At 36.4% G+C, this 18105-nt stretch carries 11 protein-coding genes and 1 other annotated feature; all 11 genes read right to left on the bottom strand.

The window, feature by feature from the left end; translation table 11 throughout:
* Positions 1-1296, bottom strand: coding sequence for a 3-phosphoshikimate 1-carboxyvinyltransferase (gene aroA, locus R4B61_RS06790; RefSeq protein WP_413627503.1), 1296 nt, complete (start codon positions 1294-1296; stop codon positions 1-3).
* Position 1297: 1 nt separating this feature from the next.
* Entirely contained in the window at positions 1298-1819 is a 522-nt protein-coding gene (locus R4B61_RS06795; RefSeq protein WP_413627504.1) for a hypothetical protein, read from the bottom strand.
* Position 1820: 1 nt separating this feature from the next.
* Positions 1821-2981 carry a chorismate synthase gene (gene aroC / locus R4B61_RS06800; RefSeq protein ID WP_413627505.1) on the bottom strand — a complete coding sequence of 387 codons (1161 nt, stop codon included), beginning with the start codon at positions 2979-2981 and terminating at the stop codon, positions 1821-1823.
* On the bottom strand, positions 2982-3239 hold the full coding sequence (locus R4B61_RS06805; RefSeq protein WP_413627506.1) for a chorismate mutase: 258 nt from the start codon (positions 3237-3239) through the stop codon (positions 2982-2984).
* A complete protein-coding gene (locus R4B61_RS06810; protein ID WP_413627507.1) occupies positions 3236-4426 on the bottom strand; it encodes an MFS transporter in 1191 nt (396 codons plus the stop codon). Before R4B61_RS06810 ends, R4B61_RS06805 begins: the two co-directional genes overlap by 4 nt.
* A 359-nt stretch (positions 4427-4785) precedes the next feature.
* Positions 4786-5439, bottom strand: coding sequence for a class A sortase (locus tag R4B61_RS06815; RefSeq protein WP_413627508.1), 654 nt, complete (start codon positions 5437-5439; stop codon positions 4786-4788).
* Positions 5440-5519: 80 nt separating this feature from the next.
* Positions 5520-6926, bottom strand: coding sequence for a DHA2 family efflux MFS transporter permease subunit (locus R4B61_RS06820; RefSeq protein WP_413627509.1), 1407 nt, complete (start codon positions 6924-6926; stop codon positions 5520-5522).
* A 232-nt stretch (positions 6927-7158) separates the two neighbouring features.
* Complete coding sequence (locus tag R4B61_RS06825; RefSeq protein WP_413627510.1) at positions 7159-14532, bottom strand: LPXTG cell wall anchor domain-containing protein; 7374 nt, start codon at positions 14530-14532, stop codon at positions 7159-7161.
* 460 nt (positions 14533-14992) lie between these two features.
* Complete coding sequence (gene asnS / locus R4B61_RS06830) at positions 14993-16387, bottom strand: asparagine--tRNA ligase (RefSeq protein ID WP_413627511.1); 1395 nt, start codon at positions 16385-16387, stop codon at positions 14993-14995.
* Between the two features lie 45 nt (positions 16388-16432).
* Positions 16433-16626, bottom strand: a binding site (T-box leader).
* Between the two features lie 54 nt (positions 16627-16680).
* Entirely contained in the window at positions 16681-17724 is a 1044-nt protein-coding gene (locus R4B61_RS06835; RefSeq protein WP_413627512.1) for a lactonase family protein, read from the bottom strand.
* Between the two features lie 70 nt (positions 17725-17794).
* Entirely contained in the window at positions 17795-18103 is a 309-nt protein-coding gene (locus tag R4B61_RS06840; protein WP_413628311.1) for a hypothetical protein, read from the bottom strand.
* Positions 18104-18105: the final 2 nt, after the last annotated feature.

Here is an 18105-nt window from a genome sequence, read left to right on the forward strand (position 1 = left end):
TTACTCACCACCATTAATTTTCTGTAAATCTTGGAAAAAATTAGGATATGAAATATTTATACTTTCAGAATTATTCAAGAATAAGGCTGATTTACTCTTTAATGCTGCAATTGCATCCATCATCCCAATTCTGTGATCACCATAACTGTCTAATTTAGAATCCTTTATATTCCAATTTTTCGTTCCTTCAATTATCATTCCGTCCTCTTTTTCAGTTATAGTAACTCCTAATTTTCTCAATTCCATAGTAATTGCAGTAATTCGATCAGTTTCTTTCACTCGTAACTCCTCTGCACCACTAATTTCACTCTCTCCATTTGCACAAGCAGCTAATAAAGCAACTAATGGGATTTCATCAATTAGAACTGGAACATCTTCTGCCACAATTTTAATTGGGTCTAGCTCACTATATTTAACCGTAATATCTCCAATTGGTTCACCAACACTATCATGATAATCAATTTTAATTTCAGCATTCATTTTCTGTAAAACTTTTAAAATTCCAGTTCTCGTAGGATTTAGATTAACATTTTGTAACACTACTTCTGATTCTGGAACAATTGCGGCGGCAACCATAAAAAAAGCGGCCGAAGAAATATCACCAGGAACATATATGGTTTGCCCTTTTAATCTTGGTTTTGGTTGAACCGTAATCGTCAAATTATCTGCTGCCGTTTTTACCGTGGCTCCAAACTGATTAAGCATAATTTCTGTGTGATTTCTAGTAGGTAATTTTTCAATAAAAGTTGATGGTTGGTCTGCAAAAAGACTCGCAAATATTAATGCACTTTTTACCTGAGCACTGGCCACCTTTAATTGATAAGTAGTTGAATGAACTTGTCCCCCAATTACTGTTGCTGGTAGGGTTCCATTAGTTGTTTTGACTTCTATTCCCAGATTTCTTAAGGGATCACTTACTCGATTCATTGGTCGTTTACTCAACGAATCATCTCCAATTAGTTTGCTTGTAAAAGCAAATCCACCTAATAATCCCATCATTAATCTAGTTGTGGTTCCAGAATTCCCCATATTAAGTTGCTGGGCAGCTTCTTTTAACCCATTTAATCCGCGACCATTAACAACTATTTGATCATCATTTTGTGCGATATCAATTCCTAAATCACGAAAAGCATTCATCGTGCTAAGACAATCTTCTCCCATTAAAAAATGATTAATAACTGTTTTACCTTCACTAATTGCACCAATCATAATCGCTCGATGTGAGATACTTTTATCACCTGGAACAACAATGGAACCATGCAGCCCCTTAACTGCTGCTGTGGTTAATTTTTTCATGCTAATTACCTCCAATTTGATATACACACCAACTCATTTTGCTATGGATTATTTTAATAATTTCTTCATCTGGTTTTAATCTTTTAACATTTTTTTGATTAGTAATTACCATCCGCCCGTTTTTTAGATAATTTTGAAAAGCTGCAAATTTACTACTAACTAATTTGATTTTTAAATCTTCGTTATAACATTGAGCTATTTTTAAAGTTGCTGGATGTGTATAAAAAAACTTTGCCATTGAGTGATTTTTTAATACCACTAAAGGGTCTAAATCAGTTAGAAAACAATCAATCAATTTCATGTTTTCAATCATTTGATAATGAAAATCACCTAAACTTTTACCATTTTCGTTTTGATATGCCATTGGAATTAATAGTAATTCCCCTTCGTATAAATTTAAATGAACCAAGATATCCATAAAATCGTGATGTAATTTAATTGCAATATTTTTATGTTTTTGTTGATACTGTTTTGCTGCTTGATAGCTATCGGTTGCTATGGGTCCTAACGTATTAATAATCATCTTAATAATCTTGGGTTTCTTGCCGATAATTAGCAATTTGTTCTTTCATTCTCCCCAAACTACTATCATCAAAAGCGTCTGTTAATGCCTTAGTCAATTCAATGGCTACCACCGATTCAATTACAAGTGAAGCTGGAACAATTGCCGTAGTGTCAGATCTTTCAACGTTTGCTTTTGAAATTTCTTTTGTATTGATATCAGCTGTTTGTAATGGTTTGTACAGCGTTGGAATTGGTTTCATGGCTGCTTTTACAATAATAGGCATTCCATTTGTCATCCCGCCTTCAAAACCACCTAAATTATCACTCATTCGATCCCAACCTGAATCTGAATGTTCAATTGGGTCCATAACCTGGCTCCCAAACTGAGTCGCTACTTTAAAACCATCACCAATGCTGACACCTTTCATCGCATTAACGCCCATAACTGCCATTGCAAGCTTGCCATCTAGTTTAGTATCCCAATTAACATAACTTCCAATTCCAGCTGGCATATTTTCAGCTACTACACGAATAATTCCGCCTAAAGTATCACCATCTTTTTTTGTTTTATCAATCAAATCATGAATTTGTTTGACATCTTTTTCGTCAATCATCCTTAAGTCATTCTTTTTAATTTCTTTTTCAATCATTGAAACATCAGTTGAAAGATTGTTACTTTCAATTGAACCAATCTGTTGTACATATCCAACCAAGTTAATCCCTAGTTCATTTAGTAATTGCTTACAAATATTTCCAATTGCAACTCTCATGGCAGTTTCTCTGGCGGATGAACGTTCCAAAACATTGCGTAGATCTCGATGACGATACTTCATTCCACCAACCAAGTCTGCATGTCCAGGACGTGGACGTTCTACTTTTCTTAAGGTGTTACTGTTATTTTCTTCATCAGTAGGATTCATAATTTTATCCCAGTGAGCATGATCTCTATTCTTAACTACTAAAGCAATTGGGCTTCCCAAAGTAATTGAATGTCTAACCCCACCAACAATTTGGATCTCATCATGCTCTATTTTTTGCCGATTACCACGTCCATACCCACCTTGACGTGCCTTTAATGCATCATTAATTTCGTTAATATCTAAATGCAATCCTGCTGGAATTCCTTGTAAAATTCCAGTTAGTTGTGGACCATGTGATTCACCTGCTGTAATGTAATTCATTTATTCTTCCTCCGCTTTTTTAGTTTCATCCATAATTTTAATAAATATGTTTTCAATTTTTTCTTGATACTTATTGTTATCACTGACGTTAGTTAGCTTTTTTAAAACTTCCTTTTCTCGATTTTTATTTAAAATTGGAAGTCCATTTTGTTGTTTAATTTGACTAATAGAATCAGCAATTTCAAATCTTTTAACCAACAATTTTGCAATTTCGCTATTTAATCTATCAATTTTTTTTCGTTCATCTGCTAAACTCATTTAAACTCCTTTCGACTACATAAAAGTAAAACTATTACAATAATCAATCCTATAATTCCAATTCCTAAATCAAGCGAAAATGCTTTTACCACACTAGTTTTTGCTAAAAAGCCAGTAATTATTGGGACAGAAAAAGATGCTAAACTACCAAAAAAGTAAAAACTACCAGTAATTGTTCCTCTTCTAGTTGGATATAATTTCATAAAAAAAGTTAAACCAGTTTGCATCACGCCCCCAGCCGCAGCAAATCCAAATAGTAAACAAGCCACCTTAATGAAAAAGTTATTATTACCAAACATAATTGTGGTTAAACTTAACACCGCCAACAAATTTAATAAAAACATTAAATTAATTTCTGATATTTTTATTTTCAACAAAAAATATAAAACTATTACACCCATAATTGAACCGATGCTATATAGAGATAACAAAAAATGTGCTGATAAATCACTCATATTTAAGTAATTTTGAGCATATAACGTTATCCATTGTGTAAATAAAATCATTAAAGCCATTGAGGTATATCCATAAAATAATAAGAAAATAGTCATTATTACTTTTTTTCCACTAAAACTAAATTGATTAGTCACAGATTTTGATCTTGACCGAAAACTTTGTTGGGGAAATTTTAATGGAAAAAGATAAATTGAATTTAAAATTAATAAAAATGCCATTAAAATAAACGACCAACCATACCAAAAATGATTCACAAATAAGAAGGAAACGATTATCGGTAAAATAAATTCTCCTGCAGACATGAATGCTTTTAATAAAACAGTTCCTTGACCTTCGCCATCATGCATTTCAACCAGTGTTGTATATGTACCAGAATCCAACAACGAATTAGCACAACCGGCAAAAATTGCAAAAACGTAAGCTGTCCAAATTTCCTTTGTAAAAGCCATTCCAATTGCAAAGATTAAATAAGAAAACATTCCTAGATAGACGAAACTTTTTCTAGCAAAGTGATCAGATAAGAAACCAGAAATTGGATAAAAAATTAACCTTCCAATTCCAACTCCTGATATCACAAAAGAGACCGTAGCAATATTCGTCGCCCAATTTTCTGATAAAGAAGTCATATTTTGCGCCAAAATAATTAAAGCAATTCCATGAATAAAATAATTAATGTACAAACCAATCGAAATTTTTTTATTCTGTTTTCTTACAACAACATCATTCACCATCAACACCCTTTCTTAAATAAAAAAACTCGCTAAACACTTTTTGTGTTTAACGAGTTTTTAAAATTCTATACAGAAATTCTAATTAGGATAGTATAATCCAATTATTTTAACTCAGTTAAACCAAATTTGTTTTTTGTATCTAACTGAGATTAAAAATAGACTCTACTTAGATACGGATTTTCCACCCGTATCGTTTGCAATACGAATGGCTACATAAACCAAGTAAAGATATAATAGGATCTATTTTTATTTAGATTACTAATTATCATAATTATAAATTCCTTCCTTTAAGTTGTTACAATTAAAACACTATGGAATTAAACTGTCAATTAAAAATTAAAAAAATTTTAACCTAAAAATCATTTAACTAAATCAGCAGTTACAATCAATCTTCTAGTTTCCCCTGGATTACCTGATGCACAAGTAACCAAAGTTAATTCCGTTTTACCTGGAACATCGTCTATTACACTGACTTCCGTTTCAGGAACAATTTTAACGTCACTAATCTTATATTTATACTTATGGGTTAAATCAGTCATTTCTACAATCTGACCTTTTTTAGCCTTGGATAAAGGAGAAAATAGTACTTTAGGATCCTGCATATGATGACCGGCAAGTGTATAATTTCCCTTTCCCATTTCCTGATCTTCCTTCATCGTTCCAGCTCCAATAGTTAAGTTTTCAGTATTCAATCCCTTAAAAATTGGTAAGTTAATCTTTAAGTCTTTGATTGTAATTTTACCAATAGCATTTTCTTTTTTGGCTTGTTGGCTCTCAACGTAAGATGAATCAGAAATAGCTTTCACATTTTCTGCATTATAATCGGCCTTTTTTTGTTGACCTTTTTTAACTTCAGATTTAGTAATACTTTCAACTTTTTCTTGCGCTTGAAAGTTAATCCAATAACTTTTGATTTGAGAATTAAAAATTAATCCTAACCCGACAACTAAAAGAAGCGTCATAACTATGTAATAAACCACCTTTTTAAGGCGCGACTTTTTCTTTTTGTTCATTTTAAATATCCTCCTCACAAAAAAGAAGTCTCAATGACTTCTTTTTAATCATTTAATTGTATACTAGCACATTTTTGGAATTACTTCTTACTATTGCTTTGTGTATTTCTAATTAATAAAGCAATTACCAATCCAATCACTGCAATTCCAAAGAAAGTCCAGTACACTGCATGAAATCCAGTTTGGTTTGCATGCATAATGCTTTTACCTTGGTCTACTGCATTTTTAGATACATTAACTAAAATCAAAGTAGCAACAGCAACTCCCGTTGATCCCAGAATCTGTCGAATCGTTGTAATAACAGCCGTTCCATGAGAAATTAATTTATCTGGTAATGAATTAGCACCTAGAGTAACTGCTGGCATCATTACAAAGGCGTTCCCACCTTCAATTAACATCGCAATCAAAATCATTAATATTATGTTTGAAACTGTAATTACAGATAAAAGTCCCCAACCAGTGACAATCATAATCATTCCAAAAATCATTACTGGTTTAAAACCAAACTTATCTGCTAACTTACCAGTAATGGGATTTAGAAAACTTAAAAGTGCTGCACCAGGAACTAATGCCATTCCTGAGATAAAGGGAGAAACGTGGAGAACTTGTTGATAGTAAAGTGGAAAAATAATCGTTACTACAATTAGAGAAATATATGAAAATCCAGTTAGTAAAACAGCTAAATCATAGTTAAATGTTTTCAAAACTCTTAAATCAAGCAATGGATTATCAATTTTAAACTGCCGCCGAACAAATAGACCAATCATAATTACAGAAACAACTAAAATTCCTAATAAAAGTGATTTTTCACTATTTACTTTGCTAATTTCTGTAATTACATAAAGAAGTCCTACGAGTCCAATTGTGTAAAAAATTGATAGCCAATCTAGTTTTGTTTCAACCCGTTTCATCACATCTTTCATTACAAAAAATGAAATTACTAGGATAGTTGTAATCACAACCATGAAGAAGATAAATAAACCACGCCAACTAGTAAAGTTAAGGACAATTCCAGATATAATGGGCCCACATGCTAATGCAGATCCCATTACCAATCCGGCTACCCCCATAATTGTTCCCCGTTTTTTCTCTGGGGTAATCTCTAGTAGAACCGTTTGATATGAAGGAAATAAAATACCGACTGCTGCAGCCTCCATGGCTCTTCCAATTAATATCATGGGAAAACTGGTCCCAAAAAAGATAATTAAAGTTCCAATATCAAATAAGGCTAAAACGCTGATAAACAACTTTTTAAAACTCATGTTATTGAGTAACCATGGGCTAATTGGCATCGTAATACACATGACAATCATAAAACCAGTGGTTAACCATTGAATCGTTGCCGCAGATACTCCAAAGTAACTCATTAAGGTTGGATATGCAGTTGATAATGATGATTGACTAATTGACATCGTGAACGTTCCAATCAACATTGTTGCAATAAACAATAGTCTTGTTGCATTGCTCATTGACTTGGGATTTTCCATAATCAATTCCTTCTTTCATTTTTATAGATTATAATTATTACAATGTATATTATACTATATTTCTCCTTATTTTTCTAATACATCTTACACAAATTAATAATACATTTTTCAATTTTACTAATTTGAATAAGATTTAAAAAAACTTTTTTAGAAGTAAAACAAAGGATATTAAATTATTGCTCTATACAAAAAAGATAGCTCCCATTAAAGAGAACTATCTTTCTTAATACATCTATTTATTATTTTTTCTTCTTCTTGCAAAACCTAAAATAGTAAATAGTGATACAAGTGAGGCACCAATTGCTGATAGTAATTGGTTATTATTTTCACCTGTTTGTGGAAGTGAGTTTTTATTTTCATTTGGTTTATCATTAACCAATTTCAAATTATTAATTCTATCATTTCCACTTGTGGTTACGTAACTTTCATCATTAGCTTTATGTGAAGCAGAACTTGTTGCAACTGAACTTGAAACAGGTGCGTTTGAGTTTCCGTTTACAACACCAGTTGATGATGTGTTCGAACCATTGTTTGTTGCTGATGAATTATCGGCAGCTGAAGCAGCCTTGATTGCTACTGAGGCAGCACTTTGGGCTTGACTATTTGCCACTGAGGCAGCTTGACTAGCATCACTAGCAACTGAAGCAGCTGAGCTAGCAATTGCTTCATCTTTCTTAGCTTGACTTGCAGCTGAACTTGCTACTTGTTCTGCCGATGAAGCAGTACTTGCAGCACTTGAGGCAACACTAGCTGCTGAACTTGCAGTTGAGTTATCACCCTTAGCTGCAGCTGACTTAGCTACTTCATTTGCTGAATTTGCTACTGAGGCGGCACTTGAAATTACTTCTTGGGCGCTCGAAGCTACGCTTGCAGCACTTGAAGCATTACTTGCAGCACTTGAGGCAACACTGGCAGCACTTGAGGCAATTGACTGTTGCTTGTTAGCTTCTGATGCAGCTGAGTTTGCTACTGATGCAGCTGAACTTGCTACTGAGTTTTCTGGATGATTATTTGCTGCAGAGTTGGCATCATTAGCTGCACTTGATGCTGATGAACTATTTACACCAGCACCATCTGCTGAACTCTTGGCATCTGATGCGTATGATCCAGCTGCTGAGGCTGAACTCTTGGCATCTGATGCATATGAGTTTCCATTTACTTCACTAGTTGATGCTGACTTAGCACTGTTACTTGCATCGGATTCATGGTTGGCAGCTGAGCCGGCCTTGTTTGCTTCTGATGCAGCACTTTGTGCTTCGCTATTTGCAGTTGATGCATCTCTGTTAGCTTGGCTTGCTACTGATGCTGCTGAACTTGCAGTTTCTTCATCTTTCTTAGCTTGACTTGCTGCTGAACTTCCTACTTGTTCTGCTGATGAAGCATCACTGGCAGCACTTGCAGCTACACTAGCTGCTGAACTGGCAGTTGATTCATCACCATTTGATGCAGCTGACTTAGCTACTTCATTTGCTGAGTTTGCTACACTAGCGGCACTTGAGATTACTCCTTGAGCACTTGAGGCCACGTTTGCAGCACTTGATGCATCATTTGCAGCACTGGAAGCTACGCTTGCAGCACTTGAAGCAATTGTTTGTTGCTTGTTAGCTTCTGATGCTGCTGAAGTTGCTGTTGAAGCAGCCTTGCTTGCTACTGAGTTTTCTGGATGTGCTGTTGCTACGGAGTTAGCATCACTAGCTGCACTTGATGCTGCTGAACTATTTACACCAGCTTCACTTGCTGAACTCTTGGCATTTGATGCATATGATCCAGCTGCTGAGGCTGAACTCTTGGCATCTGATGCGTATGAGTTTCCATTTACTTCACTAGTTGATGCTGACTTAGCACTGTTACTTGCATCGGATTCATGGTTAGCTGCTGAGCCGGCCTTGTTTGCTTCTGATGCAGCACTTTGTGCTTCGCTATTTGCAGTTGATGCATCTCTGTTAGCTTGACTTGCTACTGATGCAGCTGAACTTGCAGTTTCTTCATCTTTCTTAGCTTGACTTGCTGCTGAACTTCCTACTTGTTCTGCTGATGAAGCATCACTGGCAGCACTTGATGCAACTTTGGCTGCTGAACTTGCAGCTGATTCATCACCTTTAGCTGCTGCTGACTTAGCTACTTCATTTGCTGAGTTTGCTACTGAAGCAGCACTTGAGATTACTCCTTGAGCACTTGAGGCCACGTTTGCAGCACTTGATGCATCATTTGCAGCACTGGAAGCTACGCTTGCAGCACTTGATGCAATTGTTTCTTGGTTCTTAGCTTCTGATGCAGCTGAAGTTGCTGTTGAAGCAGCCTTGCTTGCTACTGAGTTTTCTGGATGTGCTGTTGCTACGGAGTTAGCATCACTAGCTGCACTTGATGCTGCTGAACTATTTACACCAGCACCATCTGCTGAACTCTTTGCATCTGATGCGTATGATCCAGCTGCTGAGGCTGAACTCTTGGCATCTGATGCGTATGAGTTTCCATTTACTTCACTAGTTGATGCTGACTTAGCACTGTTACTTGCATCGGATTCATGGTTGGCAGCTGAGCCGGCCTTGTTTGCTTCTGATGCAGCACTTTGTGCTTGGCTATTTGCAGTTGATGCATCTCTGTTAGCTTGACTTGCTACTGATGCAGCTGAACTTGCAGTTTCTTCATCTTTCTTAGCTTGACTTGCTGCTGAACTTCCTACTTGTTCTGCTGATGAAGCATCACTGGCAGCACTTGATGCAACTTTGGCTGCTGAACTTGCAGCTGATTCATCACCTTTAGCTGCTGCTGACTTAGCTACTTCATTTGCTGAGTTTGCTACTGAGGCGGCACTTGAGATTACTCCTTGAGCACTTGAGGCCACGTTTGCAGCACTTGATGCATCATTTGCAGCACTGGAAGCTACGCTTGCAGCACTTGATGCAATTGTTTCTTGGTTCTTAGCTTCTGATGCAGCTGAAGTTGCTGTTGAAGCAGCCTTGCTTGCTACTGAGTTTTCTGGATGTGCTGTTGCTACGGAGTTGGCATCACTAGCTGCACTTGATGCTGATGAACTATTTACACCGGCTTCACTTGCTGAACTCTTGGCATTTGATGCGTATGATCCAGCTGCTGAAGCTGAACTCTTAGCATCTGATGCGTATGAGTTTCCATTTACTTCACTAGTTGATGCTGACTTAGCACTGTTACTTGCATCGGATTCATGGTTAGCTGCTGAGCCGGCCTTGTTTGCTTCTGATGCAGCACTTTGTGCTTGGCTATTTGCAGTTGATGCATCTCTGTTAGCTTGACTTGCTACTGATGCAGCTGAACTTGCAGTTTCTTCATCTTTCTTAGCTTGACTTGCTGCTGAACTTCCTACTTGTTCTGCTGATGAAGCATCACTGGCAGCACTTGATGCAACTTTGGCTGCTGAACTTGCAGCTGATTCATCACCTTTAGCTGCTGCTGACTTAGCTACTTCATTTGCTGAGTTTGCTACTGAGGCGGCACTTGAGATTACTCCTTGAGCACTTGAGGCCACGTTTGCAGCACTTGAAGCATCATTTGCAGCACTGGAAGCTACGCTTGCAGCACTTGATGCAATTGTTTCTTGGTTCTTAGCTTCTGATGCAGCTGAAGTTGCTGTTGAAGCAGCCTTGCTTGCTACTGAGTTTTCTGGATGTGCTGTTGCTACGGAGTTGGCATCACTAGCTGCACTTGATGCTGATGAACTATTTACACCGGCTTCACTTGCTGAACTCTTGGCATTTGATGCGTATGATCCAGCTGCTGAAGCTGAACTCTTAGCATCTGATGCGTATGAGTTTCCATTTACTTCACTAGTTGATGCTGACTTAGCACTGTTACTTGCATCGGATTCATGGTTAGCTGCTGAGCCGGCCTTGTTTGCTTCTGATGCAGCACTTTGTGCTTGGCTATTTGCAGTTGATGCATCTCTGTTAGCTTGACTTGCTACTGATGCAGCTGAACTTGCAGTTTCTTCATCTTTCTTAGCTTGACTTGCTGCTGAACTTCCTACTTGTTCTGCTGATGAAGCATCACTGGCAGCACTTGATGCAACTTTGGCTGCTGAACTTGCAGCTGATTCATCACCTTTAGCTGCTGCTGACTTAGCTACTTCATTTGCTGAGTTTGCTACTGAGGCGGCACTTGAGATTACTCCTTGAGCACTTGAGGCCACGTTTGCAGCACTTGAAGCATCATTTGCAGCACTGGAAGCTACGCTTGCAGCACTTGATGCAATTGTTTCTTGGTTCTTAGCTTCTGATGCAGCTGAAGTTGCTGTTGAAGCAGCCTTGCTTGCTACTGAGTTTTCTGGATGTGCTGTTGCTACGGAGTTGGCATCACTAGCTGCACTTGATGCTGATGAACTATTTACACCGGCTTCACTTGCTGAACTCTTGGCATTTGATGCGTATGATCCAGCTGCTGAAGCTGAACTCTTAGCATCTGATGCGTATGAGTTTCCATTTACTTCACTAGTTGATGCTGACTTAGCACTGTTACTTGCATCGGATTCATGGTTAGCTGCTGAGCCGGCCTTGTTTGCTTCTGATGCAGCACTTTGTGCTTGGCTATTTGCAGTTGATGCATCTCTGTTAGCTTGACTTGCTACTGATGCAGCTGAACTTGCAGTTTCTTCATCTTTCTTAGCTTGACTTGCTGCTGAACTTCCTACTTGTTCTGCTGATGAAGCATCACTGGCAGCACTTGATGCAACTTTGGCTGCTGAACTTGCTGCTGATTCATCACCTTTAGCTGCTGCTGACTTAGCTACTTCATTTGCTGAGTTTGCTACTGAAGCAGCACTTGAGATTACTCCTTGAGCACTTGAGGCCACGTTTGCAGCACTTGATGCATCATTTGCAGCACTGGAAGCTACGCTTGCAGCACTTGAAGCAATTGATTGTTGCTTGTTAGCTTCTGATGCTGCTGAAGTTGCTGTTGAAGCAGCTGAACTTGCTACTGAGTTTTCTGGATGTGCTGTTGCTACGGAGTTGGCATCACTAGCTGCACTTGATGCTGATGAACTATTTACACCAGCTTCACTTGCTGAACTCTTAGCATTTGATGCGTATGATCCAGCTGCTGAAGCTGAACTCTTAGCATCTGATGCGTATGAGTTTCCATTTACTTCACTAGTTGATGCTGACTTAGCACTGTTACTTGCATTAGATTCATGGTTGGCAGCTGAGCCGGCCTTGTTTGCTTCTGATGCAGCACTTTGTGCTTGGCTATTTGCAGTTGATGCATCTCTGTTAGCTTGGCTTGCTACTGAGGCAGCTGAACTTGCAGTTTCTTCATCTTTCTTAGCTTTACTTGCAGCTGAACTTCCTACTTGTTCTGCTGATGAAGCATCACTGGCAGAACTTGCAGCTACACTAGCTGCTGAACTGGCAGTTGATTCATCACCATTTGATGCAGCTGACTTAGCTACTTCATTTGCTGAATTTGCTACTGAAGCAGCACTTGAGATTACTCCTTGAGCGCTTGATGCTACGTTTGCAGCACTTGAAGCATCACTGGCGGCACTTGAGGCAACATTTGCAGCACTTGAAGCAATTGATTGTTGCTTGTTAGCTTCTGATGCTGCTGAAGTTGCTGTTGAAGCGGCTGAACTTGCTACTGAATTTTCTGGATGTGCTGTTGCTACTGAGTTAGCATCTTTTGCGGCACTTGACGCTGCTGAACTATTTACACCAGCTTCACTTGCTGAACTCTTAGCATTTGATGCATATGATCCAGCTGCTGAGGCTGATGAATTTGCAGCAGAAGCATATGAATTTCCATGTACTTCACTTATAGCTGCGGAATTTGCACTATTACTTGCATCTGAGGCATGTTTTTGTGATGGATTTGAGTAAGTAACAAAATCATTAGTAGTAAACGAAACTTTGTTGGTACTTGTACCAGTCTCATCTTTAATTACATGAACCTTAACTTCAATTGTATTTTTATCTTTGTTAAACCCTTTAATAGTAGGAGTATTAATGGTGATAGTATCACCATCTTTTCCCTTAACTATTTGAGTAAACTGAGCTAAATCCATATCTGAAATATTAGGATCAACATCTTTAATATTAGAAGGGATTACTACACTACCACTAAAAACATTATCGTCATTTACAGTAGTTAAATAGTCTGAATAACTGAAAGAATAAATTTCACCAGGATCCAATTTCGATTGATTTGCCTGGATAGCAATCATTGAATCACCACTAGTCAAGACTTGTCCATTACTTTCATTAGTTGCATCTTTTAAATGATCTCCAACTAAAATACGACGGGTATTCAAATAATTATAAATGTTTGAAGAACTTCCTCTATTATAGTTACCTCCATAAATAGTTGAATTAGAAACTGGATCAGTGTACAAATTCAAACTATCATTAGAGATTTTAATACCCTTATTCCCATCAGCAACAACATTTACATCATCATTTTGTTTACCACGAGTTTTAGTTGATAAGGCCGTATCCATGAAAATACCAAAATTTTTATTAAACGTACTATTACCTTGATTTAGGAAAGTAACAAAGTGATTAATTTGACCGGTTTCACCTAATTCAACAACTTCCATAATTTGAATGTTATCACTAGTATTCATAACTTTTGCAATACGCATTCTGGAATCACTAGTATTTACAAAAAATTTAATATATTTACTAGTTTTAACTGTTTTATCAAAATTTGAACTTGAATCAGATGTGTAAAATGGCGTAAATTTAGTACTATTACCATCTCTTTGATAATATCCTGAAGTTCTTGCTGATCCAAAATCATAAGTATAAGTATATGTAACCTCGTCAACTTTAATAGTAGCATTTACAAAAGGACGATCTGGCAATGTTGAATTGTCAGAACTTGTATTAATTCCTGCAGCATCAGAAAAGTCAGTAAGACCGTTTCCAGCCGGATTCTTTAGTGCTGGATCACCACTTGGAGACAAAGTAATCGTATATTCTTTCCCATCAACTTTATTGATAAACGTTCTACTAATGGTGGCATTGTTTGAATTGTAATCAACACTTTGCCATCCTTCAGCTGGTGTTAATAAATTAGTCAAATCTTTGTTTTCTTGACTATTACTACCATCTCTTAAAGTAACTTGTGGCGAACGAAGCATCGTCTCATTAGAAGTGAGACTAGCTTGACTACTAGTACTTGCTTCACTCTTTAAAGTTGATTGACTGTTTGTGCTTGCTTCACTCTTTACAGTTGCTTGGCTGTTTGTAGTTGCATCACTCTTTACAGTTGCTTGGCTGTTTGTAGTTGCATCACTCTTTAAAGTTGATTGGCTGTTTGTAGTTGCATCACTCTTTACGGCTGATTGACTATTAACACTAGCTTCGCTCTTTACGCTTGATTGACTGTTTGTGCTTGCTTCACTTTTTACATCTGCCTGACTATTAGCACTTGCCCCACTATCTGGAACCGGTTGACTAGACTTAGCTACTCCAGAAGAAACTTCATCGGCCTTAACGCTATTGACATTAAGAGCAACGCTTCCTCCACCTAATAACATCATTGATGCAATAGAAACAACAATCCACTTGCCTTTAACTTTACGCAATAATTTTTTATCATTCGTTTTGTTAAATTCACGTTTATTGTATAACATAACTTTTTCTCCTATTTTAATAATTAATAAATTATTAATTCTGCTTACATATAAAAATTAAAATGTTCTAAAAAGCTTCCCATCATAATCTTTATTTACATTAATTTTAAAAAATCTCCTTTCCAAAAAATTTTTTCTCAGCATCTTATCCCTCAATAAGTATTACTGAATACCCAGAGAATTAATTAGTTGAATCAAAATTTAATTAAATTTAATAATAGTCATAAATATTTTAATTAATTTAATAGATTATGCAATTTATTTTAAACACTTGAATTATATCATTTAATTTATTTATTGTTAATTTATTTGTTGTATTTTTTTTAAACAATTTCTTAATTATTTTTCAACAAATTGTAAATAAAATAAAAAAGGATACAAATTAATTTTGTATCCTTTTTATAGTGAGAATTAATACAAAAAAGAGCACCGTTATTCGGTGCCCTTTTGAAAATTAATATTAAAAATTAATGCTACCTTGAATTCTTGGATAAGGAATCACATCACGAATATTATCCATTCCAGTCACATACATTAGTAATCTTTCGAAACCAATTCCGTAACCTGAGTGTTTGGTTGCTCCATACTTACGTAAATCTAAGTACCAGTCATACTCAGCCTGAGGTAACCCAAATTCATCCATTTTTGCTTGAAGAACATCTTCGCGTTCTTCACGTTGACTACCACCAATTAATTCTCCAATTCTTGGTACTAATAAGTCAACTGCAGCAACTGTCTTTTTATCAGTATTATCACGCATATAAAATGCTTTAATATTACGAGGATAATCAGTAACAAATACAGGACGCTTAAAGACTTGTTCTGCCAAGTATTGTTCATGTTCTGAGTTTAAATCAATTCCCCATTTAACTGGGAATTTAAAGTCTGCGTCGCTCTTTTCCAATAAATCAATTGCTTCGGTATAAGTAATTCGAGCAAAATCTTCATCAACAGTCTTGTGGAGTAATTCTAATAAATTATTATCAACGTTATCATTTAAAAATTGAAGATCAGCTGCAGCATGATCCAATAAATAATTAACCACGTATTTTAATAATCCCTCTGATGAATCTAAAACTTCTGGAAGTTCAGCAAAGGCCATTTCTGGTTCAATCATCCAAAATTCAGCAGCATGTCGTTTAGTATGTGAATCTTCGGCTCTAAATGTCGGACCGAATGTGTATACATTTCTAAATGCTAAGGCAAATGGTTCCACTTGTAATTGTCCACTAACCGTTAAATTAGTTTCTTCACCAAAGAAATCTTTGCTGTAATCATTTTTTCCATTTTCATCTTTTGGAGTGTCTTGATCATCTAATGTAGTTACTCGGAACATCTCACCAGCACCTTCAGTATCAGAACTGGTAATGATTGGTGTATTTACGTAAACAAAATCATCCTTTTGTAGATATTCATGAATTGCAAACGCTGCTAATGAACGAATCTTGAATACGGCATAAAAAGTATTGGTTTTAGGACGTAAATGAGCAATTGTCCGTAAGTATTCTAATGAATGAGCCTTCTTTTGAAGGGGATAATCAGGATCTGAAGCCCCTTCAATATTAATTTCTTCTGCATGTAACTCAAAAGGTTGTTGTGCATCTGGTGTCTCAACTAACTTACCAGTAACCTTTAATGTTGAACTAATTGGAAGTTTAATTACTTCTTCAAAGTTAGCTAAGTTATCACGTTTAGCAATTACTTGAACATTTTTAATGTATGAACCATCATTAACTTCAATAAATGCAATTTTTTTGGAAGAACGGGTTGTTCTAATCCAACCAGAAACAGAGATTGCATCTTCCCCAAAGTCTCGTGACTTAGTATATAAATCTTTAACTAAAACATCAGTCATCGTATTTTCTCTCCTTAATTTTGACAATATAAAAAGACCCCGTCTGCAAGGGACGAGATCTTCGCGGTACCACCCAAATTGTTTAATAATTAAACCAACTCTAACCGGAAATAACGCTCCGAACACGTTGGCTTTTAACCAATTTTTAGCGGTGTTTTTCTTTAAAGTATTTAACCAGGCTTCCACTACCCCTAGCTCGCTACATAAATTATCTTTAAGTACTCTTCCGTTAACTTTTATACTTACTACTTAAAATATACAATATCAATCTTAATTTTGCAATTTATTTTAGCTTACTTTCTTAGAGCCACACAAGTTCCTTCGGGCACCTCAAAGTCCTTTTGCAACATGGTTAACAATCCAGTGGCTGCATCTCTTTCATATAAGGTAGCGTTATTAGTGTTTTGGTTAACTACCACTAAGAAGTCTTCGGTCTTATTAAAATTAAAATCTCTGGGAAATTCACCTTCAGTAGAAATCACTTGCACTAATTTAACGTTTCCATCGGCTTGAATCGCAAAAACGGCGATACTATCGTTTCCACGGTTGGAAACGTACACAAACTTGCCATCCGCAGAAACCCGAATTGCAGCTGCCCCATTATGCTCATTCCAATCCTCAGGAATAGTAGAGACAATTTGTTGTGTTTCTAATTCGCCAGTTTCTTCATTATAATTTAAAACTGCAAGTTCACTAGCTAATTCACCTACTAAATAAGCTTTACCGGTTTTTTCAACAAACTTAATATGACGAGGACCAAAACCAGGATTGTAACTAGATTCACTGACCAAACTCAACTTACCAGCTGTAGATAAATTGTAAATATAAACTTTATCTAATCCAAGGTCACAAACTACTAAACGATTATCATAAGTTAAATCAGCATAATGTGGATGTGCCCCACTAGCCTGTTCTGGACGAGGACCCACTTCGCCATCATCATGAATCCGATCAGTTTCGGTTAATGTACCATCTTCATTCATAGAATAGATAATCACATCACCAGAATGATAATTAGCGGTATAAACATTTTGATGTTTTTCATCAACGGTTACGTATGCTGGGCTACTACCATCTTCAAGAAGTGACTGTACTTGATTAAATGGAGTATTGGCTGCATCAAGAGCGATTATTCCGCCCTTAACCTGATCATTAACTGATTGTTTATCAATTGCGTATACGTGATGTGTATCTGATTCAGCTAAATACGTTGGTGAACCAGCTTTAGCAACTAACTCAGCATTTTGTAGTTCCTTTTTTTCAGTGTTCAACTCAATTTGGTAAACACCCTTACTTTGTTGTTTAGTGTAAGTACCAACTAAAAATTTTTCTGTCATGATTTTCCTCCAACTTTTGTATGCTTAAATTATCCCATACTAAGAATTAGTGGTAAAGAAACATTAGTTATTAACCTAAATGATTTTCAGCTAATATTTTTTGAACTTCTGCTTCCATTTCCGGTGTCCGTTTCCACTCTTGAAACTCTGTCATTTTTTCGGTGGGCATGGTAAAGTTTTCATTTATATAATTTTCATAATTAATGACGTGTCCGGAATGAGGAATATTAATTTCTAGAATTCGAACTTGTTTAATAAAACCTCTTTCCGCAGCCAATTCAGCTCGACCATTTTGCACGACATTACTAATTTCCAAGTATTTACTGCCATCTAATCTAGTGATTTCTTCAATTAGACTTAAAGTTTCATTACTCTTCATTG

The sequence above is a fragment of the Fructilactobacillus vespulae genome, from assembly GCF_047324295.1.
GTDB classification, from domain to species: domain Bacteria; phylum Bacillota; class Bacilli; order Lactobacillales; family Lactobacillaceae; genus Fructilactobacillus; species Fructilactobacillus vespulae.

Excerpts from the sequence above, each read along its gene's own strand:
- aroA (WP_413627503.1), bottom strand. The coding sequence starts at position 1,296 with ATGAAAAAATTAACCACAGCAGCAGTTAAGGGGCTGCATGGTTCCATT.
- R4B61_RS06795 (WP_413627504.1), bottom strand. The coding sequence starts at position 1,819 with ATGATTATTAATACGTTAGGACCCATAGCAACCGATAGCTATCAAGCA.
- aroC (WP_413627505.1), bottom strand. The coding sequence starts at position 2,981 with ATGAATTACATTACAGCAGGTGAATCACATGGTCCACAACTAACTGGA.
- R4B61_RS06805 (WP_413627506.1), bottom strand. The coding sequence starts at position 3,239 with ATGAGTTTAGCAGATGAACGAAAAAAAATTGATAGATTAAATAGCGAA.
- R4B61_RS06810 (WP_413627507.1), bottom strand. The coding sequence starts at position 4,426 with ATGGTGAATGATGTTGTTGTAAGAAAACAGAATAAAAAAATTTCGATT.
- R4B61_RS06815 (WP_413627508.1), bottom strand. The coding sequence starts at position 5,439 with ATGAACAAAAAGAAAAAGTCGCGCCTTAAAAAGGTGGTTTATTACATA.
- R4B61_RS06820 (WP_413627509.1), bottom strand. The coding sequence starts at position 6,926 with ATGGAAAATCCCAAGTCAATGAGCAATGCAACAAGACTATTGTTTATT.
- R4B61_RS06825 (WP_413627510.1), bottom strand. The coding sequence starts at position 14,532 with ATGTTATACAATAAACGTGAATTTAACAAAACGAATGATAAAAAATTA.
- asnS (WP_413627511.1), bottom strand. The coding sequence starts at position 16,387 with ATGACTGATGTTTTAGTTAAAGATTTATATACTAAGTCACGAGACTTT.
- R4B61_RS06835 (WP_413627512.1), bottom strand. The coding sequence starts at position 17,724 with ATGACAGAAAAATTTTTAGTTGGTACTTACACTAAACAACAAAGTAAG.
- R4B61_RS06840 (WP_413628311.1), bottom strand. The coding sequence starts at position 18,103 with ATGAAGAGTAATGAAACTTTAAGTCTAATTGAAGAAATCACTAGATTA.